Raw genomic sequence first — 22,612 nt, 5'->3', positions numbered from 1 at the left:
CGGTTGTAGCTCAGATGGTTAGAGTACCGGCCTGTCACGCCGGGGGTCGCGGGTTCGAGCCCCGTCAACCGCGCCACCACTGCCTCCGAAACCGGGCCAACGCATAGAGTGCGGTTGTAGCTCAGATGGTTAGAGTACCGGCCTGTCACGCCGGGGGTCGCGGGTTCGAGCCCCGTCAACCGCGCCACTACTTCCTTTTGGAAGTTGTCAAAGCACCCTTCGGGGTGCTTTTGGCGTTCTAGAGGGTCATTGGAAATTTTGACGCAAGCCAGCGAGTCACAAGAGCGACTCTGGGGGCGGGTATTTAAGAGGGCAGGTATTCCTGACTATGGCAATCTGCGCCATCACGTTAGGTTTTTACCACTGTCTGCTGCCACGATCCCCATTTTTTCAGACAGACTAACCTAAGGCCGACTCAACGGCCTGTTTCTGCGCGGGCATTTGGATGTGATTCCAAAAACCTGTGACGCAAAACAAAAGCGCCCCGAAAATTCGAGGCGCTTAATGGGACAGATGTGTTTGGAAAAGGGGTTATCTTCCCCAGCTGCGGACAGGACCGCAATCCATATGTACAAAATTCGATTTGGAGTAGCGGCCAACGCCACCCCCACCGCAGGATTTAGCGGCCTTGTAAATCTGATTGACCGAACGGCCGGCCAAACGCAAATCCGCCGCCTGACCTCGCAGGTGGCGCGAGTTTTTCGCAACCCCGCGCGAGCGCGAGCGCAGCATCGCATTGGTTTTCGGGCTGCGGTAGCCAGAGATCAGCATGTAGGGCTCACTCACATCCATAAGGTTGTGGGCCGCTGCCATGATGTCGATGGTGCGCAGGTCAATTTTCTTAACGTCATTCGTGCGCCAGTCGCGCATGAAGTAATTTACTTCTTTGATCGCGTCGGCAAGGTATTTGCCCTCGATCCAGTAAATCATGTCGATCCGTTCGCCGGTGCGGCCGCTGTACATACGGATGCGGCGAATATCGCCACCGCCGCGCAAAAAGCCAGCTGCATTGGAAAAGGTTGGTGCTGCTGCAACCGTGGTGGCGGCAAATGCGCCAAGTACGCCACGCCGCGTAAAGCTGCCTGAAGTGTTATCTGCCATGTTCGAAGCGCCTGTCCCGTCGCTATTACCTGTTTCGAGCCGACCGTCGCACTTTGCGTGCCTCAGGCCGACCACCTGCCATCTATCCCCAGATGTCGTCATTGGTATGGCACGAATCAGATTGCCAAAAAAGAAACATTTGGGAGGTTTCTCAGTTTCAAGGGGAAATGAGCAGGTTTCTGCCAAATCACTCTGGAACTGTGGCGGGAATGTGCAGACCGTGTTCGCACGGTCCCGACTAAGAACCGTATTCACCCCTATCACAAAAGTGAGTAGACAGAGGTAGGGCTTTGAATGCAAAGAGATTAGATAACAAACGCGCGTGTGACAGGGGTTTTTTAATGAAATTTTCAGCAAATGGAGTATCGCCGAGCTGGTCGAGGGCATTGGTTGCTGCCGGGGCGATTTGGTTGGCTGCCGGGCCGGCACATGCTCAGCATACGTCTGGTTTTTCCTTTCAGGTAACGGCCTATAAACAAGCGGTGGCCGAACAGATCGGTGAAAACGGTCAGATGGCGGCCTTTTACCGGGACCGGGGATTCGCTCCGATCTGGACTGGCGACGGCGGTGAAGACCGCGCCCGACGACTTGCTCTGATCGAAGCCTTTGCCATGGCGGATGACCATGGCCTCTCTGTACAGCGCTATAACAAAGACGCGTTGATCGCCAAAATGGCGCGGGCGAAAACTGGTCGTGATCGGGGTGTGCTTGAGGTCGAGTTGTCCGAAACCTTCCTGCGCTTTGCTCGCGATCTGCAATCGGGAATGTTGGTGCCCTCGCGCATTGATTCCGACATCAAACGCAAACTGCCGCATCGTGATGGTCAGGTGTTGCTCAACCGGTTGCTGACCGAAGATCCGCGTGCCGTGATGCGCTCGCTCACCCCCAAAAGCCCCGAATACGCGCGTTTGATGCGCGCCAAGCTCAAGCTTGAGCATCGAATTCAACATGGCGGTTGGGGCTCGACGGTTCCATCGGGGAGCCTCAAGCCCGGTCAAAACGGCAATTCCGTTGTCGCCCTGCGCAATCGTTTGACCAAGATGGGCTATATGCGCCCGTCGCTGTCCTCTTCTTATGATGACGCGCTTCAGGCTGCGGTTCAGGATTTTCAGGCCGATCATGGTCTCAAAGCCGATGGTGTCGCCGGGGCGAGCACCATGCGCCAGATCAACACCGACCCGGTCACGCGGCTCAAATCGATCATGGTCGCGATGGAACGTGAACGTTGGCTCAACCTGCCCGAAGGCCTTGGCGAACGGCATGTCAAAGTCAATCTGGTCAACTATCACGCCCAGATTTTCGATGACGACAAGCTAACCTATGAGACCAAATCGGTTATCGGCCACCAAGACCCCGACCGCCGCACGCCGGAGTTTTCCGATGTGATGGAACATATGGTCATCAACCCATCTTGGTATGTGCCGCGCTCGATCATCGTCAATGAATATCTGCCGCTTTTGCGCGGCAATCCCGGTGCCGTGGGGCATTTGGAAATCATCGACGCACGGGGTAGGGTGGTGAGCCGTGGTCACGGCTTTGCCAAGTATAGCGCCCGCACCTTCCCGTTTTCGATGCGCCAGCCTCCGGGCCCGCGCAATGCCCTTGGCACGGTCAAGTTTATCTTTCCGAACAAATACAACATTTACCTGCATGACACGCCCTCTCAGCACTTGTTTGCCCGCGAGGTCCGGACCTTTAGTCATGGCTGTATCCGCCTCGATGACCCGCATGACTTTGCCTATGCGCTTTTGGCCAAACAAGAAGGCGACCCGGTTGGGTATTTCCAATCCATCCTGAACTCGCGTCAGGAAACCCATGTTCCGCTGGTCAAACAGGTGCCTGTGCATCTGATCTATCGCACTGCTTTCACCTCGGCCAAAGGCCAGATGAAGTATCGCCCCGATGTCTATGGGCGTGACGGCAAAATCTGGAACGCGCTGGCCAATGCCGGTGTTTCTTTGCGCACGGGCAGTATCTAAAGCCCTCTCACGCAAACTCTTTTTAACGCCCTCGGCCCAACCGCCGGGGGCGTTTTTCTATCGGGCCTTGCATCCACACCGATCCGCTCAGGGGTTTTCACTTGCCCCAATGCGGCTTACACCTGCGTCCAAACACCTAACAAGCCGGGTCCAATCATGTCCTATACCATCGCTGAAATCGCTGCGTCTCTTGGGGTTGCTTTTGAGGGGGACGGAGAGTTGCGCATCACCGCCGTGGCGGAACCGGCGATGGCTGGCCCTGATGATCTCGCCATGGCGATGAAGCCCGAATACGCCGCCGGTCTGCCCGATGGCGCAGCACGGGCCGCCATGCTCTGGCAGGGGGCGGATTGGCAAAGCTTTGGCTTGCAGGCCGCGCTTTTGGCAACGCGTCCGCGCTTTGTCATGTCGGGCCTCTCGGCGATGATGGACCCCGGTCCGGGCTATGGCCCTGGTATTCACCCCTCTGCCGTGATCGACCCGACCGCGCAAATCGGCCAAGACGTGAGCATCGGCGCGATGACGGTTGTCGACGCTGGCGCGCATATCGGCGACGGATCGGTAATTGGCCCGCAATGCCATATTGGTTGGAACGCCACCCTTGGCACCGGTGCCTTGCTGCATTCTGGTGTCAAAATTTGCGCCCGCGTGACTATTGGTGACCACCTTATCGCCCATCCCGGTGTGGTGATTGGCTCAGACGGGTTTTCTTTTGTCACCCCGGAAACCTCCGGTGTCGAAAAGGCCCGCGCCACGCTTGGTGGCGAAGGCAATGACCAAGCGCAATCATGGGCGCGAATACATTCGCTTGGCTCCGTAACTATCGAAAATAACGTCGAAATTGGTGCGAATAGCTGTATCGATCGCGGCACCGTGCGCGACACAGTGCTCCATAGTGGCTGCAAGCTCGATAACCTTGTTCACGTGGGTCACAACGTTGTCGTCGGAGAAGACACACTGCTTTGTGGTCAGGTCGGAATCGCCGGATCGTCGGTTATCGGGTCAAACTGTGTGCTGGGCGGTCAGGTCGGCATTTCCGACAATATCCTTATTGGTGATCGCGCCATTATCGGCGGTGGATCGGGGGTTCTAACCAATGTCCCGGCGGGCCGCGTCATGCTTGGCTACCCGGCGATCAAAATGGAAAACCATGTCGAAAGCTACAAAGGCTTTCGCCGCCTGCCGCGATTGTTCCGTGACGTTGCTGACCTGAAAAAAGCGGTTTCAAAATTGACAGGGAATGACTAAGTCTTGCGCAGAGCGCCAAACCTTCACATAGGCGCAGACACGGGTACAGGACGGGGAAGATGAACGTCAAAGACCAAGTGATCGCAATTGTCGCCGAACAGGCGCTTCTTGACCCGTCCGATGTGACGCTCGAGAGCACGCCAGAGAGTTTGGGGATAGACAGCCTCGGACTTGTCGAGGCTATTTTCGCTATCGAAGAAACCTTTGATATTTCGGTGCCTTTCAACGCCAATGAGCCAACCGAAGGCGATTTTGACATCTCGTCGGTTGCCAAGATCATTGCCGGGATCGAAAAACTTATGGCTGAGCAAAAATCGTGAAACGCGTTGTTATTACCGGGGCAGGGACGATCAATGCTCTGGGCTCGGATGTGCCAAGCACGATGCAGGCCATGCGCGACGGTCACTGTGGCATTGGCCCGCTGGATTTTCAGGATGTTGACCGTTTGGCGATCAAAATCGGCGGTCAGGTGCAAGGCTACGAACCCGACGCCCATTTCAACCGCCAGCAACTGTCGCTTTACGACCGGTTTACCCAATTCACCTTGCTGGCCGCGCGTCAGGCGATGGCCCAATCGGGCATCGAATTCACCGGTGAATTGGCGGATCGCTCCGGGGTCATTCTGGGCAACTCCGGCGGTGGTTTGACCACACAGGATGAAAATTTTCGCGCCGTTTATGAGGACGGCAAGAATCGCGTGCATCCCTTTGTTGTTCCCAAGCTGATGAACAACGCCGCCGCCAGCCATGTCAGCATGGAATTCAACCTGCGCGGCCCGACCTTTACTGTCTCAACCGCCTGTGCAAGCTCGAATCACGCCATGGGGCAGGCCTATCAAATGGTGCGCTCCGGCATGGCCCCGGCGATGATCACCGGCGGCTCCGAAGCCATGCTGTGTTTCGGCGGCGTCAAAGCCTGGGAAGGTTTGCGCGTTATGTCCAAAGATGCCTGTCGCCCGTTTTCCGCCACCCGCAACGGCATGGTGCAAGGCGAGGGGGCCGGTATTTTTGTGTTCGAAGATTACGACCACGCCCATGCGCGTGGTGCTGACATCCTCGCCGAAGTTGTCGGCTTTGCCATGAGCTCGGACGCTGCGGATATCGTCATGCCCTCCAAAGCCGGCGCGGCCCGCGCCATTTCGGGCGCCCTGCGCGATGGTCAGATCGACAAAACCCGCGTTAGCTATGTCAACGCCCATGGCACCGGCACGGCGGCGAATGACAAAACCGAATGTGCGGCGGTGGCCGATGTCTTTGGCGCCCACGCCGACAATCTAATGATATCTTCAACCAAATCGATGCACGGCCATTTGATCGGCGGCACCGGAGCGGTCGAACTTCTCGCCTGTCTGATGGCGCTGCGTGACGGGATCATCGCCCCAACAATCGGCTACGAGGAACCCGACCCCGAATGCGCCTTGGACGTTGTGCCCAATGTCGCGCGCGAGGCCAAGGTTGACGTGGTCATGTCCAACGCCTTCGCCTTTGGTGGTCTAAATGCGGTCATGGCTTTGGCGCGCGCCTAGAAATTCGGTCCCTCGAAAAATCTGCGCCCGTTTTTGACGCCCCAAGTTTTATCTCACTGGTCAAACTTCGGGGGGATTGGCCCGTCTGACAAAGTGAGGCTGGCCCCTCATTCCGCCGGTCCTTAACCGCCAAAGCCATTCTCCCCTAAACTCGGGGTGTTTTGTACAGATTGGTGGACTCACCTCTAAATCCCGAGCGGAACGACCCGAGACCAAACTCCCCCAAACTCACAACGTTTTGTACCGATTGCCTTAGGCAAAGTTGCGCGCTCGTTGCGGTGATACCTTGCTAACCGGGCGGGCATTGGGTCGAAATCGGTTGTTAAACGGGTTTGGCGTACACGCAGAACGTGTCACGCCTGTCCTCATTTAATACCCACGCCAGATCCAGCCACCGCCGAAAATTCGCGAACTGTCGGTGTCATAGAACACACAGGCCTGACCGGGGCTGACGCCTTCTTCCGGTGTGATAAGTTCAACTTCCGCTTCTGTTTCCGAAAGCGGGCGAATGATCGCTTCGCGTGGGGGGCGGGTTGATCGCACCTTGACCGCCACATGCCATTCCTTTTGCGAGGTGAAAGGTTCATCCCCCAACCAGTTGATTTCCCTCACAGGAATCGTACGGGTCGACAGCATGTCCTTGGGACCAACCACCACCTGTTTAGAATCAACATCCAACCGCACCACATATAAGGGCTCGCTCAGACCACCAATGCCAAGGCCACGGCGCTGGCCAATGGTGTAGTGAATAACGCCCTCATGCGTGCCCAAAACCCGCCCATCTGCATGCACGATCTCACCCGGTTCCGCCGCACCGGGGCGCAGTTTTTCAATGACTCCGGCATAATTGCCATCGGGGACAAAGCAAATGTCCTGACTGTCCGGCTTGTCTGCCACGGCCAACCCATATTTCGCCGCCAACTCGCGCGTCGCGTCCTTGGACGGCAAATGCCCAAGGGGAAAGCGCAGAAAGTCCAACTGAGCCGGGGTGGTCGAGAACAAAAAGTAGCTTTGATCGCGATTCGCATCGGTCGCTGAATGAAGTTCAGCCCCGTTGGTGCCCATTTTGCGCTGAATGTAGTGGCCGGTGGCCATGCAATCGGCGTCCAGATCCTTGGCCGTCTCCAAAAGATCCTTAAATTTGACTCTTTCATTGCAGCGAATACAGGGCACCGGCGTGGCCCCGCCAAGGTAACTATCAGCGAATTCTTCGATCACCGCCTCTTGGAAAATGTTCTCATAATCCAAGACGTAATGGGGGAAATTCATCTCTTCCGCGACGCGCCGTGCGTCGTGAATATCGATGCCGGCACAACAGGCCCCTTTTTTGGCCAAAGCCGCGCCATGGTCATATAATTGTAGGGTTACGCCCACCACATCATAGCCCTCATCCTTGAGCATGGCCGCCACAACAGAGCTGTCGACGCCACCGGACATGGCAACGACAACGCGGGTTTCGGACGGTGGCTTGGGCAGGCCCAGCGAATTGAGCGGGCTTGGATCGAGTGGCATTTAGAATCTCCTGAAGACGCACAAGAATATAGGAAAAATCGAACTACTCTCAAGGGGCAGCTTTAGTCCCCGTTAAACTGCGCATGTCTTGATAGCCTCAAATCGAGACGTGGAGTATATAATGTTTCTGAAAAAGATTGAGGGGCCCCGTGCAGTTAAGCTTCCGGATGGAAGCATGATGACCCGTGCGGACTTGCCTCCTGCAGAAACGCGCCGGTGGGTGGCATCGCGCAAATCATCTGTGGTCAAGGCTGTGCAATTCGGGCTTTTGACCCCGGATCAGGCACAAGAACGCTATGGATTAAGCGAAGAAGAGCTTTTGGAATGGATGCGCGCGGCGACAGAACATGGCGAAGATGCGCTTAAAGTGACCCGAGTCCAGAAATATCGACAACCTTAAATTGAAATTTGCAAGTTATGATCTATGTTAGTGGCACGTTAACCTTTTTATTTCAGAGTATCGTTAACACCTGCTAATTTCTGGAGACAGCACATGCGTATTCTGTTGGTGGAGGACGATCCGACAACCTCCAAGAGCATCGAACTGATGCTGAGCCATGCAAACCTGAACGTTTACTCAACGGATCTAGGTGAGGAGGGTATCGATCTTGCAAAGCTGTATGATTACGACCTGATCCTTCTGGATTTGAATTTGCCCGATATCAATGGGCATGAAGTGTTGCGTCAGTTGCGTGTTGCTCGGATCGAAACCCCGATCTTGATCCTTTCCGGGGATGACGATACTCAGAGTAAAATCAAAGGCTTCGGCTTTGGCGCGGATGACTATATGACCAAACCCTTTCACAGGGATGAATTGGTCGCACGCATCCATGCCATCATCCGTCGCTCCAAGGGTCATTCGCAGTCGATCATTCGTACAGGCAAGATTTCCGTCAACTTGGATGCGAAGACCGTCGAAGTCGCAGGTAAGCCCGTTCACCTGACTGGAAAAGAATACCAGATGCTTGAGCTGTTGAGCCTACGTAAGGGCACGACGCTAACCAAAGAGATGTTCCTGAACCATCTCTATGGCGGCATGGATGAGCCCGAACTCAAGATTATTGACGTGTTCATTTGTAAGCTACGCAAAAAACTGTCCGAAGCCACCGGCGACGACAACTATATCGAAACGGTATGGGGGCGTGGTTACGTTCTACGCGATCCTGAACCCTCTATTGATGAGACCAAAGCAATAGCTGCGACCGGTTGATTTCTGACGCTGGACCTCTGCTCTTTGCATGCCTATCACAGTATCTGTGAACGCGTGATCAAAAGGGCAGAGTGATGTCAGAAACACCACTTGATAAGCTGGATGAAACCGAAGCGCGCGCCGAACTGGCGCGCCTTTCTGCTATTTTGGCCAAGGCCAATGACGACTATCACGGAGCCGATGCGCCGGTTCTCGCGGATGCTGAATATGACCACCTTAAGCGCCGAAACGCCGCGATTGAGAACAAGTTTCCATCCTTAAAAAGGGCCGATAGCCCGAGCGATTTGGTTGGGTCGACGCCGTCTGATGGGTTTGGAAAAGTCCAACACACTGTGCGCATGTTGTCGTTGTCCAATGCGTTTGATGAGTCTGATGTCGTTGATTTTGACGACTCAATTCGTCGCTATCTTGGTTTGGATAAAGATGCTGACCTTGCCTATACTGCCGAACCCAAAATTGACGGGCTATCGCTGTCACTGCGCTATGAAAATGGTGTTCTTGTTCAGGCTGCAACCCGCGGGGATGGTGGCGTCGGGGAAAATGTGACCGCGAATGCCAAAACAATTGCCGACATTCCACACTGTTTGGAAAACGCGCCGGGCATCATAGAAATTCGCGGCGAAGTTTACATGAGCCACGCGGATTTCGCAGATTTAAACACTCGCCAACAAGCGCGCGGCGGCAAACCGTTTGCCAATCCGCGCAACGCGGCCGCTGGGTCGTTACGGCAATTGGATGCGGAAATCACTCGGAGTAGGCCGCTTATGTTTTTTGCCTACAGCTGGGGTGAGCTGCAGAAACCTTTGGCAACAACGCAGCACGGCGCGATAGACGCAATGAAATCCTTGGGATTTCAAGTCAATCCAATGACCAAAACCTGTGCCAACCCGTCCGAAATGATCGCGCACTATCAAAATATTGAGGCGCAGCGGGCCACCTTGGGCTACGATATCGATGGTGTCGTTTACAAAGTAGATGACCTCGCTCTTCAGGGCCGGCTAGGTTTTCGATCAACAACACCGCGATGGGCCATTGCCCACAAATTTCCGGCCGAACTTGCCTGGACCCGCTTGGAGGCGATTGATATCCAAGTTGGCCGCACCGGAGCCTTATCTCCCGTCGCGCGGTTGACCCCAGTAACAGTGGGCGGTGTTGTTGTTTCGAACGCCACTTTGCACAATGAAGACTACATAGCGGGCCGCGATTCTTTTGGTGAAGAAATCCGGGACGGCAAAGACATTCGTGTTGGTGATTGGGTGCAGGTCTATCGTGCCGGTGACGTGATTCCAAAGATTGCAGATGTCGATTTGTCCAAGCGTGCAAACGATGCATCTCCTTTTGTGTTTCCAGAGACCTGCCCGCAGTGTGGATCTGATGCGCTACGAGAAGAAGGTGATGCGGTACGCCGTTGCTCAGGTGGCATGATTTGTCCTGCACAAGCTGTTGAGAGGCTTAAACATTTTGTGTCCCGCGCTGTCTTTGACATCGATGGGCTGGGTGCCAAACAAGTGGAACAGTTTCACCAAGATGGTTGGGTGCGTGAGCCAGCTGATATTTTTACTTTGGAAGAGAGATTTAGCACGGGAATACAACAGCTTAAGAACCGCGAAGGTTGGGGCGAAAAATCCGCGCTCAATTTGTTTGATGCCATTCGACAAAGCCGGGCCGTTCCTTTGGGGCGGTTGATCTTTTCGCTCGGCATTCGACATGTGGGCGAAAATGCTTCCAACCTTCTGGCGCGTCATTACGGATCGTGGGCTGGTTTTGAACAGGCGATGCTGGCGGCTTCCGATTTCGATGGCCCGCCTTGGGAAGATTTGTTGGGGATCGACGGGGTTGGTCAGGTTATGGCCACATCTTTGGTTTCAGCCATGAACCAAGAGGCAGAGCGGGCTTCAATCGATCGGTTGGTCGCGCTTTTGGATGTTCAAGATGCCAAGCAGCCCAATACATCCGATAGTCCTGTGGCTGGCAAGACTGTCGTATTCACCGGGACACTCGAAAAAATGACCCGTGCCGAAGCAAAGGCGCGGGCCGAAACTCTGGGTGCCAAGGTGTCCGGCTCTGTCTCTAAGAAAACGGATATTGTTGTTGCTGGCCCCGGTGCCGGAAGCAAAGAAAAGAAAGCCCGGGATCTTGGGTTAACCTTGCTTGATGAGGATGGTTGGTTGGAGTTGATTTCCACATGAGTGGGCGGCCGGAGGTTCTTTGGCCGTTGTTTGCCGACCTAAAAGGGCTGGATGGAATTGGCCCCAAAACGGCGCAAGCTTTTGAACACCTTGACATAGATGCGCCTAGGGATCTGATTTTCTCGCTACCGTATTCCGGGATTGATAGGCGCATTCGCGAGTCTGTTTTAGACGGTGACCTTCCCGGTGTTGTGACGGTGCAAGTGGATATCGGCCAACATCGTCAGGCGCGTAACCGTGGTGGCGCATACCGAATTGAGGCCACCGATTGTAAGACGAAGTTTCAGTTGGTTTTTTTCCATGGTCGTTCTGACTACCTTCAACACGTACTTCCAATCGGCAGTACCAAGCTTGTGTCGGGGCGGGTCGAGATTTTCGACAACGTGCCACAAATGGTTCATCCTGACCACATTCTCGATCCGGATGATGCCAACAGTTTGCCTATGTTTGAACCGGTTTACCCGCTGACATCTGGTGTAACCCAAAAAACTGTTGCTCGGGCGATGAAAGACGCATTGAAACGTTTGCCGGATATGCCTGAATGGATAGACAATTCGCAGATGTCACAGGAAGGCTGGCCAGGTTGGGCCGAGGCTGTAAAATCGGTTCATAGCCCGGAAAACGCAGGCGACCTTGCCGCAACATCCCCAGATCGTGCGCGTTTGGCCTATGACGAGCTGATGGCCCATCAATTGACATTGGCTTTGGCGCGTGCGGATCAGCGCAAAGCCAAAGGGATTGTTAGTTCGGGAACTGGTGTTTTGCGCGCGCGCGTTTTAGGAAGCTTGCCGTACAAGCCAACTGGGGCACAACTGCGCTCTATGGAGGAAATCGCCTCTGATATGGCCCTTCCCGTAAAAATGAACCGATTGCTTCAAGGCGATGTCGGAGCTGGGAAAACGTTGGTTGCGTTTATGGCGCTATTGGTCGCCGTTGAAGCGGGTGGCCAGGGGGTGATGATGGCCCCGACAGAAATTTTAGCACGCCAACATCTTGAAGGCTTGCAACCGCTGGCTGAAGAAGCTGGTGTTGTTCTTGAGTTATTGACGGGACGAGACAAGGGAGCCGAGCGGCAGGCGAAATTGGCAGCGCTTGAGAAGGGGAATATCCAAATCTTGGTTGGTACCCATGCCGTTTTTCAAAAAGACGTTGTTTTTAAGGATCTTCGCATAGCCGTCGTGGATGAACAGCATCGGTTTGGTGTGCGTCAACGTCTTGAGCTTGGGCAAAAAGGGCAGGGCGCGGATGTTTTGGTCATGACGGCGACGCCCATTCCGCGCTCTTTGGCTTTGGCGCAATATGGCGACATGGATGTGTCGGTGCTTGATGAAAAACCACCTGGGCGGAAACCGATAAAAACCGCTCTGATCTCAACCGAACGGATCGACGAAGTTATTGGCCATTTGCGGCGCGCCGTTGATGAGGGGCGACAGGCCTATTGGGTGTGCCCGTTGGTCGAAGAAAGCGAGAACAGTGATTTGATTGCGGCCGAGGCGCGGTTCCGTAAATTACGCTCCGAACTCGGGGACGCGCATGTCGGGTTGGTGCATGGTCAAATGCCACCTTCAGAAAAAGACGCAGCGATGGCGGCCTTTGTTGCCGGAGAGACAGCTGTATTGGTGGCGACAACCGTTATTGAGGTTGGCGTGAACATTCCCAATGCGACAATCATGGTGATTGAACGGGCGGAAACCTTTGGGTTGGCTCAGCTGCATCAATTGCGCGGGCGTGTAGGGCGCGGAAGTGCCGAATCGACCTGCTTGTTGATGTATCAGCCTCCGTTGTCTGAAACGGGCATGCGTCGATTGACGACAATGCGGGAAACTGAGGACGGGTTTCGGATATCCGAAGTCGATTTGGAGATGCGTGGGGCCGGAGACTTGATCGGGGTTGCTCAGTCTGGACTCCCCAAATTTCGAATAGCAGATTTGGAGCGGCAATCCGGTTTGATGTCAGTGGCCCAAAGCGACGCGCGCAAGCTTTTGGCCCAAGATCCCGGCCTGACAAGTGATCGTGGTAAAGCCGCAAGATTACTACTTTGGCTAATGCGGCAAGATGAGGCCATTGGTCTGATTTCTGTGGGTTAGCGTGATCCGAAACCGCATTTGTTCCCGTTTGTTCTCATTTAGTTCTTTACACAAGGTTAATTGTGTGAGAACAAAGGTGCAACAAGATGGAACAAACGGAGGAAACGCCATGTTAGACACTGTTAAGAACGCCATGATCCGCCAGCAAAACACGCTGTGGAAAGACGGGCTCGGGGCGGTGTCACTTGTGGTCATTCTCTACGGTGCGTTGCATCTTCCTATGCTTTGAGTTTCTGCCTGCGTTTGTGACTTTGGTCACGTGCATCACCTGTCCCGATGCCTGCCTGTCCCTTTTCGGTTTCCTGCCTGTCACCGAAACTACTGTCCAAAGCACAACAATACGCACGACTTCCCGCCGCCTCCGTCCCCGGAGTGCGGCGGTTTTTTCTTAGAATTTGTACCCGATGCGAACACCGCCCCAATGGCGACCTCGGATCGTGATTGGGGCGGATAGATCCTTCATCAAAACGAATGTTCCGCCCCCCATGTCCCGACGATAGACTTGGAGCAAAAACGGTGCTTGGCTTTGACCGGCCTTCAACCCGACGCGGTCGTCAAATATCCGACGGTTTCTGCAATTCCCGGCATTCCACACTGGATCATTACTTTGTGGCTGTGAAAACTTCAGGTTGTGGGTTGGCAAATAGCCATTTCGATCAATAGCAGCGCAGAACACGACCTTAGAATCCATATCCAAGACAGGCTCTTGAATTGCAGGTAGGAGACTGTCGGTTAGGTTGGTAAATGCTGTGGTCACCTGTTCGGGATTTGTGCCGACGATCGGGCGGTATGAGTCATCAAAGAGTTTGTCCATTGAGATCCGCCCACGTGCGAGCGAGTCTTCAAAAACGCCCACCATTTGACCGGCTAAATCCTGGACCATTGTAATCATGCCGGAATCTTCACCGTCGCTTCCCAAAGCGACAGAGTTTTGAAGGATACGCTCAGACGTATCGACCAATGATTCACAGCGTCTCGTGGCTTCTTCGACACCGCTTGTGACATCCGTTACCGATGTCATAATGCCTTGCACCGCACCGTTGACTTGATCCACTGACCCTTTGGCCGCATCTGTTTCCTTCGCCAAACCATGAGCATCATCTCGCAAACTGCCCATTCGTTTTTCAATTTCTGACAAGGCCTGATCTGTTTCAGCAGAATGGTCGAGGACTTCCTCAGCTTTTTGGGACGTTGTTTGCGCGCCTTGATGCAATCGCGCCATCCATTCCGATAGGCGTTTCACCGTTGTCGAAATTGTGTCTGCTGCATCAGCGGTCTTTTGACTCAACTCGCTCACCGAATCAGCAACTATCGAAAACCCTTTACCGGCCGGTCCGGCACGCGCCGCTTCGATTTTCGCGTTGACGGCGAGAATATGAACCTGCCAGGCAATGTCGGAAATTTCGGTATTCGACAGGCGCACAGCCTGAAGCATTTCCTCAACGGTCGTGCTTTCGGCGTGAACAGAGCGAACCCACTCTGCTAGCTCCTGCGCGTTTTGACCATTCTGAGCAATGAAGGCCGTAGATTGTTCAACTCTTCCAATAGCTTCGTCGGCTGTCTCCGCCATGCGTTGAACGGCTTGAACCATGCGGTCACTATTTGTAGCAAGGTTATTTGTGTGACTTTGAACACCGCTCAGGCTTTCAAGCTGGGCGTGGCATCTGTCATCTAGTTCCTGCAGAAACCCACCAATATCGACCGTCTCACGACCAAGGCTTGTCGCGGATTTGGTCAATAGGCTGAGTTCTTCTGCAGCATTAGGTGCAGAGAGTTCTGGAGTATGGTGCATGTAACCGCCTCAATTCACGTTCACCGCCCTTGTTAGACGATTTTCGCAAACGGAGGATTAAGCTGATTGCGCTTCTTTTGCCTGATGTGCGGCTTCAGAGGCGGCATCCAGCGCCAAAAGGATGGACGCGTGACGATTTTTATACGCCGCTGCCGGGCGCAGGACCTCTAGTTTTTCAAAAGGTGCGTCCGGAGTCGGACCGTCCTTCTTTAACATGTTTCGAAGCGCGTCACGGGCTTGAGAAATCTGTTCGACACTGCATCCAACAATGGCCCCGCCGACAATAGACGCCGCCGCCTGACCCAAAGCACAGGCTTTTACATCCTGCGCGTATGCGCTCACCTTGCCATCGGCCATGGTCAGATCAACAGTTACGGTTGATCCACAAAGCGGCGAGCGTTTTTTGACCGACGCATCCGGGGCATCCAAACGGCCAAGACGCGGAATATCCGCCGCCAGTTCAAGAATTTGGCCTGAATAGAGCTTGATCAGATCGTTTTCGCCGGACATGGCTTTTCCTTTATCGCTGTTCTCCATAAATAGGGGGCAACGCCGGTCTTGCAAAAGGTTTTTCACCTATGTCCTTTGATCCTTCGACTTTGGTCTATGACAACAAGGGGCTGATCCCCTGTATCGCCCAGCAGGAGGGCACCGGTGAGGTGCTGATGATGGCCTGGATGAATGCCGATGCCGTGGCCAAAACCCTTGAAACAGGCAAGGTCACCTATTGGTCGCGCTCGCGGCAGGCGTTTTGGATCAAGGGTGAGACCTCTGGCCATACACAAGCTTTGGTCGATTTACGTGTCGATTGTGATCGCGATTGTTTGCTAGCGATTGTGCGCCAAGAAGGTCCGGCTTGTCACACCAATCGGCGCTCGTGTTTCTACACCTCTGTGGTTGAGGGTGAGGAAGTCGAGCTGATGAAACCGATGGTCTAAAGACCAACCATTTTGCGGATGTAATCGGGCGTAGCCCCATCTGCGCGGTAATTGGAAATCGCGCGGGCATCGTCTCGTTTGGCAAGGCGTTTGCCGTTGTCATCCCGAACAAGGGGGTGATGGTGGTATTCAATGGGTGGCAGGTTCAGTTGTGCTTGAAGAAAGCGCTGTATGTAACTGGCATCAAATAGATCTTCTCCGCGAATGGCATGGGTGATCCCGCTGGCGGCATCGTCAATCACAACCGCCAAATGATAAGAAGCGGCCATGCCAGACCGCGCAATCACTGGATCACCAACATGGGTTTGCAGGTGGTCTATGGTAACATGATGTGTGCCCAAATGGGCCTGTCCGGTTTCGGTAAAGGCGAGCGGTTCAACTAGGGTGGCTTTAGAAAGATCAAGCCTAAGCGCATCGCCGGACTGACGGTCTTGCATGGATCGGTTGCGGCAAGTGCCGGGGTATATCAGGCCATCAGGTCCAAACCGCGGGACACCTTCTTGGGGCGCATCAAGCGCCACTTCAATGTCGCGACGTTTGCATCGGCAGGGGTAAATCAAGCCCTTGTTGGCAAGATTATTGATTGCGTCTTGATAATCCTCAAAGTGGTTCGATTGTTTGCGCACCGGGCCATGCCAACGAATACCGAGCCACTCCAAATCTTCATAAATCAGGTCTTCCCACGTACTGCGAGCACGGGTTTGATCAAGATCGTCGATACGCAACAAGAATTGCCCACCTACGGCCCGCGCTGTGTCATGTGCCAAAAGGGCAGAAAAAGCATGACCAAGATGAAGCGGGCCGGTTGGCGATGGTGCAAATCTTGTTACGAAATTCATGAATCTCAGCCCGTTGCGCTGTCCTGCTCAGGTTGGGCATTGAGCCAATCCGTCCAGACGGTTTTTGCACGATCTGTATAGGCTTTGTAGCGATCCTTGCGACCGCGTCGGCCGCTTTTCAAACCATCGACCGGGCGGAACAGGCCAAAATTGACGTTCATCGGCTGAAACGTCTTCGCCTCGGCACCACCGGTGATGTGATGGATCAATGCTCCATGGGCGCTATCCTGTGGGACATCCGTCAAAGGCGCGCCGGTCATCTCAGCGGCGGCCATACGACCCGCCAGCAATCCCATTGAGGCGCTTTCAACGTATCCCTCGACGCCGGTGACCTGACCCGCAAAGCGAATATTTGGTTTCGAACGCAGGCGCATTTGCGAATCCAACAACGTAGGAGAGTTGAGGAACGTATTGCGATGAATGCCACCCAAACGCGCGAAAGACGCGTCCGTCAAACCGGGAATCATTTTGAAAACATCGGTTTGCGCACCGTACTTCATCTTGGTTTGAAAACCGACGATATTGTACAAGGTACCCAAGGCGTTGTCGCGGCGCAGCTGAACAACCGCATAGGGTTTGTCATCGGGCTTGTGCGGATTGGTGAGGCCAACCGGCTTCATCGGTCCAAAGCGTAGGGTTTCACGTCCACGCTCCGCCATGACTTCAATCGGCAGGCAGCCATCAAAATACTTGGCGGTTTCACCGTCATGAAACTCGGTCTTATCCGCCGCCAAAAGAGCATCGATAAAGCCCTCGTATTGGTCCTTGGTCATGGGGCAATTGAGATAGGCTTTTTGCTCTTCTTCCGTTTCGCCTTTGTCATAGCGTGACTGCATCCAAGCCACTGACATATCTATGCTTTCGGCATAGACAATTGGGGCAATGGCATCAAAGAACGCCAGGCGATCCGCGCCGGTCTCGGCCTGAATCGCGGCCCCCAAAGCCTCTGACGTCAACGGCCCGGTAGCCAAAATCCATTGGCCTTGATCAGGCAGCTCGGTGATCTCTTCAAAAGAGGTTTCGATATTCGGATGCGCCATCAGACGATCGGTGATGGTCTGTGCAAATGGATCGCGATCAACCGCCAAGGCCCCGCCAGCCGGAAGGCGATGTTTGGCGGCGCTTTGCATGATAAGGCTATTGGCGGCGCGCATTTCCCAATGCAACAAACCAACGGCATTTTGTTCGCTATCGTCCGACCGGAACGAGTTTGAACACACCATTTCTCCAAAGTTTCCAGTGCGATGCGCAAAGGTCTTCACCTGTGGACGCATCTCATGCAGGACAACCTGCACACCCATTTCAGCGGCCTGCCAGGCTGCTTCGGATCCGGCCATTCCGCCGCCGACGATATGTAGCTTTTCAGTCATAGCGCGGATGTAGAGCACCGCAGAGGTTCTGCCAAGAGGGCGTGGGACTTGGCGGCGATGTCAGGCCCAATCAGGCGGGCGTTTTTCCAAAAACGCGGTGATGCCCTCGTCGGTATCACGCCACAACATGTTTTCGACCATGACCTCACCGGTGTAGTCATAAGCTTGATCCAGTGGCAAAAGCATTTGTTCGTAAAAGGCTTCTTTGCCAATCGCCACCGCCGCGCCGAGCTTGGACGCCACGGTTTCCGCGAGCTTGAGCGTCTCGTCCTCAAGATCACCAGCAGGGACAGACCGGTTGATCAAACCATAGTCCTCGGCCTGTTTGGCCGAGATGAATTTTCCTGTGGTCAGCATCTCAAAGGCTTGTTTGCGCGGGATATTTCGGCTTAGCGCCACCATTGGGGTCGAACAGAATAACCCGATGTTCACACCATTCACCCCGAACTTTGTGTCCTCGGCGGCAATGGCCATATCGCAACTCGCCACCATCTGGCATCCGGCGGCGGTGGCGATGCCGTGGACCTGAGCAATGACCGGTTGGGGCAGGCGTTGTAGCCCGGTCATCACCTTGGCGCAGCGGGTAAACAGGTCTTTAAAATAGGCGCGGCCTTTGTCGTCTTGCGCGCGACCAGCCTGCATTTCCTTGAGATCATGGCCTGCGCAAAACGCTTTTCCCGCCCCGGACAGGATCACAACCTTGGCCGATCTATCGGTTTTAAGCGTGTCAATCTGCGCCTGTAGCGCCGCCAGCATGTCGTCAGACAGGGCATTAAAACGTTTGGGGGCGTTCATGTGCAGGTGAACAATTCCACTAGTGTCGCGACGTTCTAACATTTCGATCTTGTCCTTGCGCTGTCCCAAGGTCAGCGTAGCGGCAAGCGAACAGGGAGGAAAGTATGCAGATTGTCGTTGATGCCGCAGAGATGGGCAGCTTTTTAAAAGAAGTTTTCCCACAGGTTGAGGGGATGTTTGGCATTGATCGGTTGGACGAAGAACTTTTGGTGATGCGGTTGTTTGCCGATGAAAAACATCTGCGGCCGGGCGGTACCGTGTCGGGCCCGGCGATGTTTTCTCTCGCGGATGTGGCGGCCTATGTGGCGACCATGGCGCGTGTCGGGCGCGAAGCCTTGGCCGTCACCACTCATTGCAGCATTGATTTCATGCGCAAACCGGTGGCGGGCGCAGATGTTTTGGCAGAGGCGCGTGTCTTGAAGTTGGGCAAGGCCCTTAGCGTGACGGATGTTTTGTTGTTCAGCGAAGGGCAGGCGGAGCCCGTGGCCCATGCGTCGCTGACCTATTCGCTGCCGCCAAAGCGATAAAATGGGATGTGGCGAGGGGTGAAAACCCCTCGCGCTTTTTAGGGGATTAGTTTTTGGACATAGCCGGGCAGGGCGAACGCTGCCTTATGTACCTCGGCGGTGTAGTAATCGGGTTTCAGGCCGGACACTGCCATACGCGTTTGTAGCTCGTCCAATGCCACATGGCGCGCATCACTGTCGGTGCCCCAGCCAAAGGCCATCGGCCCACCGGCATAGGTTGGCACCGTGGCCAAATAACAGGTCGCATCCGAGAACAACGCCTGAAAGGCGCGCATTGTATTGGTCAGCTCATCACCCTGCATAAACGGCACACCGTTTTGAGTGACAAGAATGCCGCCATCCGTCATTGCCCGTTTGGCATGGCCATAGAAACTGTCGGTAAATAAGACTTCGCCGGGACCGATTGGGTCGGTGCTATCGACAATGATCACGTCAAATTTGGCATCCGTCTCTTTCATAAACGCAGCGCCATCGGCGATCACTAGATTAAGCCGCGGGTCTTCAAAGGCCCCTTGGCTCAGCATCGGCAGGTAGTCTTTGGAGAAGGACACAACGCCAGCGTCGATCTCAACCATGGTGACATGTTCAACGCTTTTGTGGCGCAAAACTTCACGCGCCATGCCACCATCCCCGCCGCCAATAATGAGCACGCGCTTGGCCGCACCATGGGCCAAGATTGGCACATGGGTGAGCATTTCATGATAAACGAAATTATCGCCTTCGGTGGTCTGAACAACGTCGTCGAGGGTCAAAATGCGCCCAAAGGTGCCGTTTTGAAACACGCGCAACCGCTGATGTTCGGTTTTGCTATCATAAAGCAACTCGTCAATCCGAAGGCTCTGCCCATAATCGGCGTGCAGCGGTTCGCGCATCCAAGTCGGCTGATCGCTCATGCCGCCACCTCGTCGGTGATCAAACCCTCGCCGCGTTTGAGCGATTTTGTACGCACATCTTGGGTGCCAAAGGCCTCCTTGAGCACGTCAATTGCCAACCACGGTTTGGCATCGCCACACATAAATACGTCAAACGCGCCATAACCGATTTCGGGCCAAGTATGCACACTGATGTGGCTTTCCGCCAGAACAGCCACGCCGCTTACCCCTTGGGGGCTGAACTTGTGCGTATGGATATGCAAAAGCGTTGCACCGCAGACCTCTATGATTTTGCGAAACGCATTTTGAATGCGCGTTTCATCATCAAGCCCATGACCATTGACCACCTCAATAATCACATGGTTGCCAGCATAAATACTGTCACCTTCGCGAATGAAATGGTCGTGGCGGTTTTCATCAAGCACATCGCGTGCATGATCGTTTGCAGGGACGGATCCCCGTTTGTCTTCCTCTTGGGCGCCTGTCTCCAGACCGTACCCCAGTTGGAAGAGGCCTGCGTCTTTCATGGCGCTCCCCTTCGTTACCAGCAGTTCGTTCCAGTCGGTTCCTTAGCGCCCCCCAAAAGACAATTCGGGTTGGGATCGGTTCCGAAAGTGTCGCTCACTTATGGGGAGTGCGTGAGTCGATCAAGAGGTTTTGTTCACCAAGACGCAAAAATCCGGACGTGGTTGGGAATAGGGCCCTTTCCACATCCGGAAGTGACGCGCCGGGGATGCGGCGCGGTGTGGCAGTCCAACTGGAGATGAAGTGCTGCCAAAAACGGGTTAGCCTTGCCAGAAATGACGCTGTGCTTCGGTCTTGGCTTGATCGAGGCTCACACCAATGTCGCGCAATTGATCGTCACTCAGATGATAGAGGGCGGTTCGCGTGCGCTGTCGGATGCTCCATTTCGTCAACAAGACCGCCGCCGTGATCGCAAAACCGGCCAGCGTCGGCACATTGCGTGCGGCGTCTAAATAGGCGAGGGCGGGGCGAAGCGTGGTCTGTGTCATGGGATCATCCTTTAAATTGTATTGACACAATGCAGAGTGTTGCATTAATTGTTCTAATACATATCCCGCAGCTAGATATCGAGAGAAACATTGTAATGGGTACAATTAAATCCCTCTACGAGAGTAACCTTCAAGGTCCGAAATATCAGGCCGTGGCCAAAGCCATTCGACAGGCCATAGATACCGGGGTCTTGGGTGTTTCTGAGAAGCTTCCGCCGGTTCGGGACCTAGCGTGGCAACTACAGATCACACCCGGAACGGTCGCACGGGCCTATACCGTTTTGACGGATGACGGGGTTTTATCAGCCGAGGTCGGGCGGGGGACTTTTGTTGCCGAACCTCAGGCCGAACCGGAAGTAGGATCACCCCGTGATGCGGATCGCGATAGGCGATGGCAAAAGCATGTAGCTAAGGTTGATACTGATATCGTTAGCCTCTTTTCACCAACCCTTCCCGATTTGGGGCAGGTGAATTTGATCAACCAAAGCCTAGCAAAAATGGCCAATGATCCAAATGTTGATCTCTTGTCTTACCCAGGAAGTGCGAGCGAATATGGCGCGCAGCGCGCCGCACTTCGATGGTTGACCGATACAGATCTTGGGCCGGTGTCTGACAAGGATATGGTCCTTTCTCATGGAAGCCAAAACGGCTTGATGCTTATTCTGCAAACCGTGCTCAAGGGGCCGCATCCTGTCATTCTTGTCGAAGAGCTGTCTTACCCCGGTTTTCGCCGTGCTGCGCGTTTGTTGAGAGCCGAGGTCGTTCCAGTCCCGATGGATGATCAGGGTATTGTACCAGAGGAGCTAGAGAGATTGGCGCGTAAGCACGACGCGCAAGTGCTTTGTACCTGTCCCGATGTACACAATCCGACCGGGCTCACAACACCGCTTGAACGGCGTCGTAACATCGCGAAGGTGGCCAAACGCGTTAACCTTCATATGATCGAAGATGAGTCCTATCGTTTACCCGACGCCAACTGCCCGACATATCGCGCTTTGCTGCCCGAGTTGGGGTGGTTCATCACGTCCATTTCCAAATCCTTTACTCCGTCGTTGCGCGTCGGGTTCGTTGTTGCTCCCAAGAAATACAGACAGGCTTTGCGACAGACCGCGGTGCATGGGCATTTTGGATTAGCGCAGCCTCTGACATATGTGATCGAAGATCTATTGGGCCGCCCCGAAACGCATGATGTTATGGATCGCATTCGCCAGGAAATGCGACAGTATATACATGCCGCCGTCAACGCGCTTGGCGGCTATGACATCGCTTGGCATGATGATGTTCCCTACCTTTGGCTCCAACTGCCGGATGGTTGGCGTGCATCCGCCTTTGTTCAGGCGGCAGAGGCGAAGGGGGTGCAGGTGAGAACCGCTGAGGATTTTGTTCCCAGAACCGGATTTGCACCCCATGCGGTTCGAATGGCGGTCAATGCCGGGGTGACTTTGCGGTCCTACGAGGAGGCTATGGGGCGGCTTAGGGCGCTTTTGGACAATCCTCAGGCCGGAATAACTGTTTAAGGCCCAATTAAGTTGGGGTAAAATAATACCATATTTGTAATCTATTGATTTATAACGGATAAATGCGAAAACTAGCCGTTGACTGTGCCTGTGGGGCG

Annotated in this window: 21 protein-coding genes and 1 tRNA gene; 12 read left to right on the top strand and 10 right to left on the bottom strand. The window is 54.4% G+C overall.

Annotated features, from left to right (window positions below):
- Window positions 1-110: 110 nt before the first annotated feature.
- Window positions 111-187, top strand: a tRNA-Asp gene (locus Q1A43_RS08840).
- A 344-nt stretch (window positions 188-531) separates the two neighbouring features.
- Here Q1A43_RS08840 and Q1A43_RS08835 read toward each other — a convergent pair.
- Window positions 532-1,101: a DUF882 domain-containing protein gene (locus Q1A43_RS08835; RefSeq protein ID WP_299922420.1), complete on the bottom strand. Its 570-nt coding sequence runs from the start codon at window positions 1,099-1,101 to the stop codon at window positions 532-534.
- Between the two features lie 341 nt (window positions 1,102-1,442).
- Between Q1A43_RS08835 and Q1A43_RS08830 the strand changes: the two genes are divergently transcribed.
- The 4 genes from Q1A43_RS08830 (at window position 1,443) to Q1A43_RS08815 (ending at window position 5,853) form a co-directional block, all read left to right on the top strand.
- Window positions 1,443-3,080 (top strand): L,D-transpeptidase family protein, encoded by a 1,638-nt coding sequence (locus Q1A43_RS08830; protein WP_299934226.1) that lies wholly within the window; start codon window positions 1,443-1,445, stop codon window positions 3,078-3,080.
- Between the two features lie 156 nt (window positions 3,081-3,236).
- On the top strand, window positions 3,237-4,328 hold the full coding sequence (gene lpxD, locus Q1A43_RS08825; protein ID WP_299934224.1) for a UDP-3-O-(3-hydroxymyristoyl)glucosamine N-acyltransferase: 1,092 nt from the start codon (window positions 3,237-3,239) through the stop codon (window positions 4,326-4,328).
- A gap of 59 nt (window positions 4,329-4,387) precedes the next feature.
- On the top strand, window positions 4,388-4,648 hold the full coding sequence (locus Q1A43_RS08820; RefSeq protein WP_299922414.1) for an acyl carrier protein: 261 nt from the start codon (window positions 4,388-4,390) through the stop codon (window positions 4,646-4,648).
- Window positions 4,645-5,853: a beta-ketoacyl synthase gene (locus tag Q1A43_RS08815; RefSeq protein ID WP_299934222.1), complete on the top strand. Its 1,209-nt coding sequence runs from the start codon at window positions 4,645-4,647 to the stop codon at window positions 5,851-5,853. Before Q1A43_RS08820 ends, Q1A43_RS08815 begins: the two co-directional genes overlap by 4 nt.
- A gap of 369 nt (window positions 5,854-6,222) precedes the next feature.
- Here the strand turns inward: Q1A43_RS08815 and mnmA are convergent, their stop codons facing one another.
- A complete protein-coding gene (gene mnmA / locus Q1A43_RS08810; RefSeq protein WP_299934220.1) occupies window positions 6,223-7,365 on the bottom strand; it encodes a tRNA 2-thiouridine(34) synthase MnmA in 1,143 nt (380 codons plus the stop codon).
- 121 nt (window positions 7,366-7,486) lie between these two features.
- On the opposite strand from mnmA, the gene Q1A43_RS08805 reads away from it, so the two are divergent.
- From Q1A43_RS08805 to recG, 4 genes are all read left to right on the top strand, one after another.
- On the top strand, window positions 7,487-7,765 hold the full coding sequence (locus Q1A43_RS08805; RefSeq protein WP_299934218.1) for a DUF1153 domain-containing protein: 279 nt from the start codon (window positions 7,487-7,489) through the stop codon (window positions 7,763-7,765).
- Between the two features lie 93 nt (window positions 7,766-7,858).
- Window positions 7,859-8,575, top strand: a complete 717-nt coding sequence (gene ctrA / locus Q1A43_RS08800) for a response regulator transcription factor CtrA (protein WP_299922407.1) — start codon at window positions 7,859-7,861, stop codon at window positions 8,573-8,575.
- A 74-nt stretch (window positions 8,576-8,649) separates the two neighbouring features.
- Complete coding sequence (gene ligA / locus Q1A43_RS08795; RefSeq protein ID WP_299934216.1) at window positions 8,650-10,764, top strand: NAD-dependent DNA ligase LigA; 2,115 nt, start codon at window positions 8,650-8,652, stop codon at window positions 10,762-10,764.
- Window positions 10,761-12,851: an ATP-dependent DNA helicase RecG gene (gene recG / locus Q1A43_RS08790; RefSeq protein WP_299922403.1), complete on the top strand. Its 2,091-nt coding sequence runs from the start codon at window positions 10,761-10,763 to the stop codon at window positions 12,849-12,851. The genes ligA and recG overlap by 4 nt, the downstream gene beginning before the upstream one ends.
- Window positions 12,852-13,239: 388 nt before the next feature.
- Here the strand turns inward: recG and Q1A43_RS08785 are convergent, their stop codons facing one another.
- The gene (locus Q1A43_RS08785) at window positions 13,240-14,643 is read right to left on the bottom strand and encodes a methyl-accepting chemotaxis protein (RefSeq protein ID WP_299934214.1); all 1,404 of its coding nucleotides are present in this window, start codon (window positions 14,641-14,643) and stop codon (window positions 13,240-13,242) included.
- Between the two features lie 57 nt (window positions 14,644-14,700).
- Window positions 14,701-15,153, bottom strand: coding sequence for an iron-sulfur cluster assembly scaffold protein (locus tag Q1A43_RS08780; protein WP_299922432.1), 453 nt, complete (start codon window positions 15,151-15,153; stop codon window positions 14,701-14,703).
- Between the two features lie 68 nt (window positions 15,154-15,221).
- Here Q1A43_RS08780 and hisI point away from each other — a divergent pair, with 68 nt between their 5' ends.
- On the top strand, window positions 15,222-15,581 hold the full coding sequence (gene hisI / locus Q1A43_RS08775; RefSeq protein ID WP_299934212.1) for a phosphoribosyl-AMP cyclohydrolase: 360 nt from the start codon (window positions 15,222-15,224) through the stop codon (window positions 15,579-15,581).
- On the opposite strand, the gene gluQRS is transcribed toward hisI, so the two are convergent.
- The 3 genes from gluQRS to Q1A43_RS08760 are packed head-to-tail and all read right to left on the bottom strand — an operon-like array spanning window position 15,578 to window position 18,633.
- Window positions 15,578-16,420, bottom strand: a complete 843-nt coding sequence (gluQRS, locus tag Q1A43_RS08770; protein WP_299934210.1) for a tRNA glutamyl-Q(34) synthetase GluQRS — start codon at window positions 16,418-16,420, stop codon at window positions 15,578-15,580. The genes hisI and gluQRS overlap by 4 nt on opposite strands.
- A 5-nt stretch (window positions 16,421-16,425) precedes the next feature.
- Window positions 16,426-17,790, bottom strand: coding sequence for a methylenetetrahydrofolate--tRNA-(uracil(54)-C(5))-methyltransferase (FADH(2)-oxidizing) TrmFO (gene trmFO / locus Q1A43_RS08765; protein ID WP_299934208.1), 1,365 nt, complete (start codon window positions 17,788-17,790; stop codon window positions 16,426-16,428).
- Window positions 17,791-17,850: 60 nt separating this feature from the next.
- Entirely contained in the window at window positions 17,851-18,633 is a 783-nt protein-coding gene (locus Q1A43_RS08760; protein ID WP_299934238.1) for an enoyl-CoA hydratase, read from the bottom strand.
- 56 nt (window positions 18,634-18,689) lie between these two features.
- On the opposite strand from Q1A43_RS08760, the gene Q1A43_RS08755 reads away from it, so the two are divergent.
- Window positions 18,690-19,112, top strand: a complete 423-nt coding sequence (locus tag Q1A43_RS08755; protein WP_299934206.1) for a PaaI family thioesterase — start codon at window positions 18,690-18,692, stop codon at window positions 19,110-19,112.
- A 38-nt stretch (window positions 19,113-19,150) separates the two neighbouring features.
- Here Q1A43_RS08755 and speE read toward each other — a convergent pair whose 3' ends face one another.
- From speE to Q1A43_RS08740, 3 genes are all read right to left on the bottom strand, one after another.
- Window positions 19,151-20,005 (bottom strand): polyamine aminopropyltransferase, encoded by an 855-nt coding sequence (gene speE, locus Q1A43_RS08750; protein WP_299934203.1) that lies wholly within the window; start codon window positions 20,003-20,005, stop codon window positions 19,151-19,153.
- Entirely contained in the window at window positions 20,002-20,511 is a 510-nt protein-coding gene (gene speD, locus Q1A43_RS08745) for an adenosylmethionine decarboxylase (RefSeq protein ID WP_299922389.1), read from the bottom strand. The genes speE and speD overlap by 4 nt, the downstream gene beginning before the upstream one ends.
- Before the next feature lie 258 nt (window positions 20,512-20,769).
- Window positions 20,770-20,997, bottom strand: coding sequence for a DUF1127 domain-containing protein (locus Q1A43_RS08740; protein WP_299922387.1), 228 nt, complete (start codon window positions 20,995-20,997; stop codon window positions 20,770-20,772).
- 95 nt (window positions 20,998-21,092) lie between these two features.
- Here Q1A43_RS08740 and Q1A43_RS08735 point away from each other — a divergent pair, with 95 nt between their 5' ends.
- A complete protein-coding gene (locus tag Q1A43_RS08735; protein WP_299934201.1) occupies window positions 21,093-22,514 on the top strand; it encodes a PLP-dependent aminotransferase family protein in 1,422 nt (473 codons plus the stop codon).
- Window positions 22,515-22,612 lie beyond the last annotated feature (98 nt).

It is taken from the genome of uncultured Pelagimonas sp. (genome assembly GCF_947498515.1).
GTDB lineage: Bacteria > Pseudomonadota > Alphaproteobacteria > Rhodobacterales > Rhodobacteraceae > Pelagimonas.
Note: the sequence above shows the minus strand (reverse complement) of the source record. Positions and strands in the feature narration are given on the sequence as shown.

Coding starts and splice junctions, on each gene's coding strand:
- gluQRS (WP_299934210.1), bottom strand. CDS start 16,420: ATGAATTTCGTAACAAGATTTGCACCATCGCCAACCGGCCCGCTTCAT.
- Q1A43_RS08740 (WP_299922387.1), bottom strand. CDS start 20,997: ATGACACAGACCACGCTTCGCCCCGCCCTCGCCTATTTAGACGCCGCA.
- speE (WP_299934203.1), bottom strand. CDS start 20,005: ATGAGCGATCAGCCGACTTGGATGCGCGAACCGCTGCACGCCGATTAT.
- Q1A43_RS08820 (WP_299922414.1), top strand. CDS start 4,388: ATGAACGTCAAAGACCAAGTGATCGCAATTGTCGCCGAACAGGCGCTT.
- lpxD (WP_299934224.1), top strand. CDS start 3,237: ATGTCCTATACCATCGCTGAAATCGCTGCGTCTCTTGGGGTTGCTTTT.
- Q1A43_RS08785 (WP_299934214.1), bottom strand. CDS start 14,643: ATGCACCATACTCCAGAACTCTCTGCACCTAATGCTGCAGAAGAACTC.
- Q1A43_RS08755 (WP_299934206.1), top strand. CDS start 18,690: ATGCAGATTGTCGTTGATGCCGCAGAGATGGGCAGCTTTTTAAAAGAA.
- Q1A43_RS08735 (WP_299934201.1), top strand. CDS start 21,093: ATGGGTACAATTAAATCCCTCTACGAGAGTAACCTTCAAGGTCCGAAA.
- ctrA (WP_299922407.1), top strand. CDS start 7,859: ATGCGTATTCTGTTGGTGGAGGACGATCCGACAACCTCCAAGAGCATC.
- Q1A43_RS08830 (WP_299934226.1), top strand. CDS start 1,443: ATGAAATTTTCAGCAAATGGAGTATCGCCGAGCTGGTCGAGGGCATTG.
- mnmA (WP_299934220.1), bottom strand. CDS start 7,365: ATGCCACTCGATCCAAGCCCGCTCAATTCGCTGGGCCTGCCCAAGCCA.
- speD (WP_299922389.1), bottom strand. CDS start 20,511: ATGAAAGACGCAGGCCTCTTCCAACTGGGGTACGGTCTGGAGACAGGC.
- ligA (WP_299934216.1), top strand. CDS start 8,650: ATGTCAGAAACACCACTTGATAAGCTGGATGAAACCGAAGCGCGCGCC.
- Q1A43_RS08805 (WP_299934218.1), top strand. CDS start 7,487: ATGTTTCTGAAAAAGATTGAGGGGCCCCGTGCAGTTAAGCTTCCGGAT.
- Q1A43_RS08780 (WP_299922432.1), bottom strand. CDS start 15,153: ATGTCCGGCGAAAACGATCTGATCAAGCTCTATTCAGGCCAAATTCTT.
- trmFO (WP_299934208.1), bottom strand. CDS start 17,790: ATGACTGAAAAGCTACATATCGTCGGCGGCGGAATGGCCGGATCCGAA.
- hisI (WP_299934212.1), top strand. CDS start 15,222: ATGTCCTTTGATCCTTCGACTTTGGTCTATGACAACAAGGGGCTGATC.
- recG (WP_299922403.1), top strand. CDS start 10,761: ATGAGTGGGCGGCCGGAGGTTCTTTGGCCGTTGTTTGCCGACCTAAAA.
- Q1A43_RS08835 (WP_299922420.1), bottom strand. CDS start 1,101: ATGGCAGATAACACTTCAGGCAGCTTTACGCGGCGTGGCGTACTTGGC.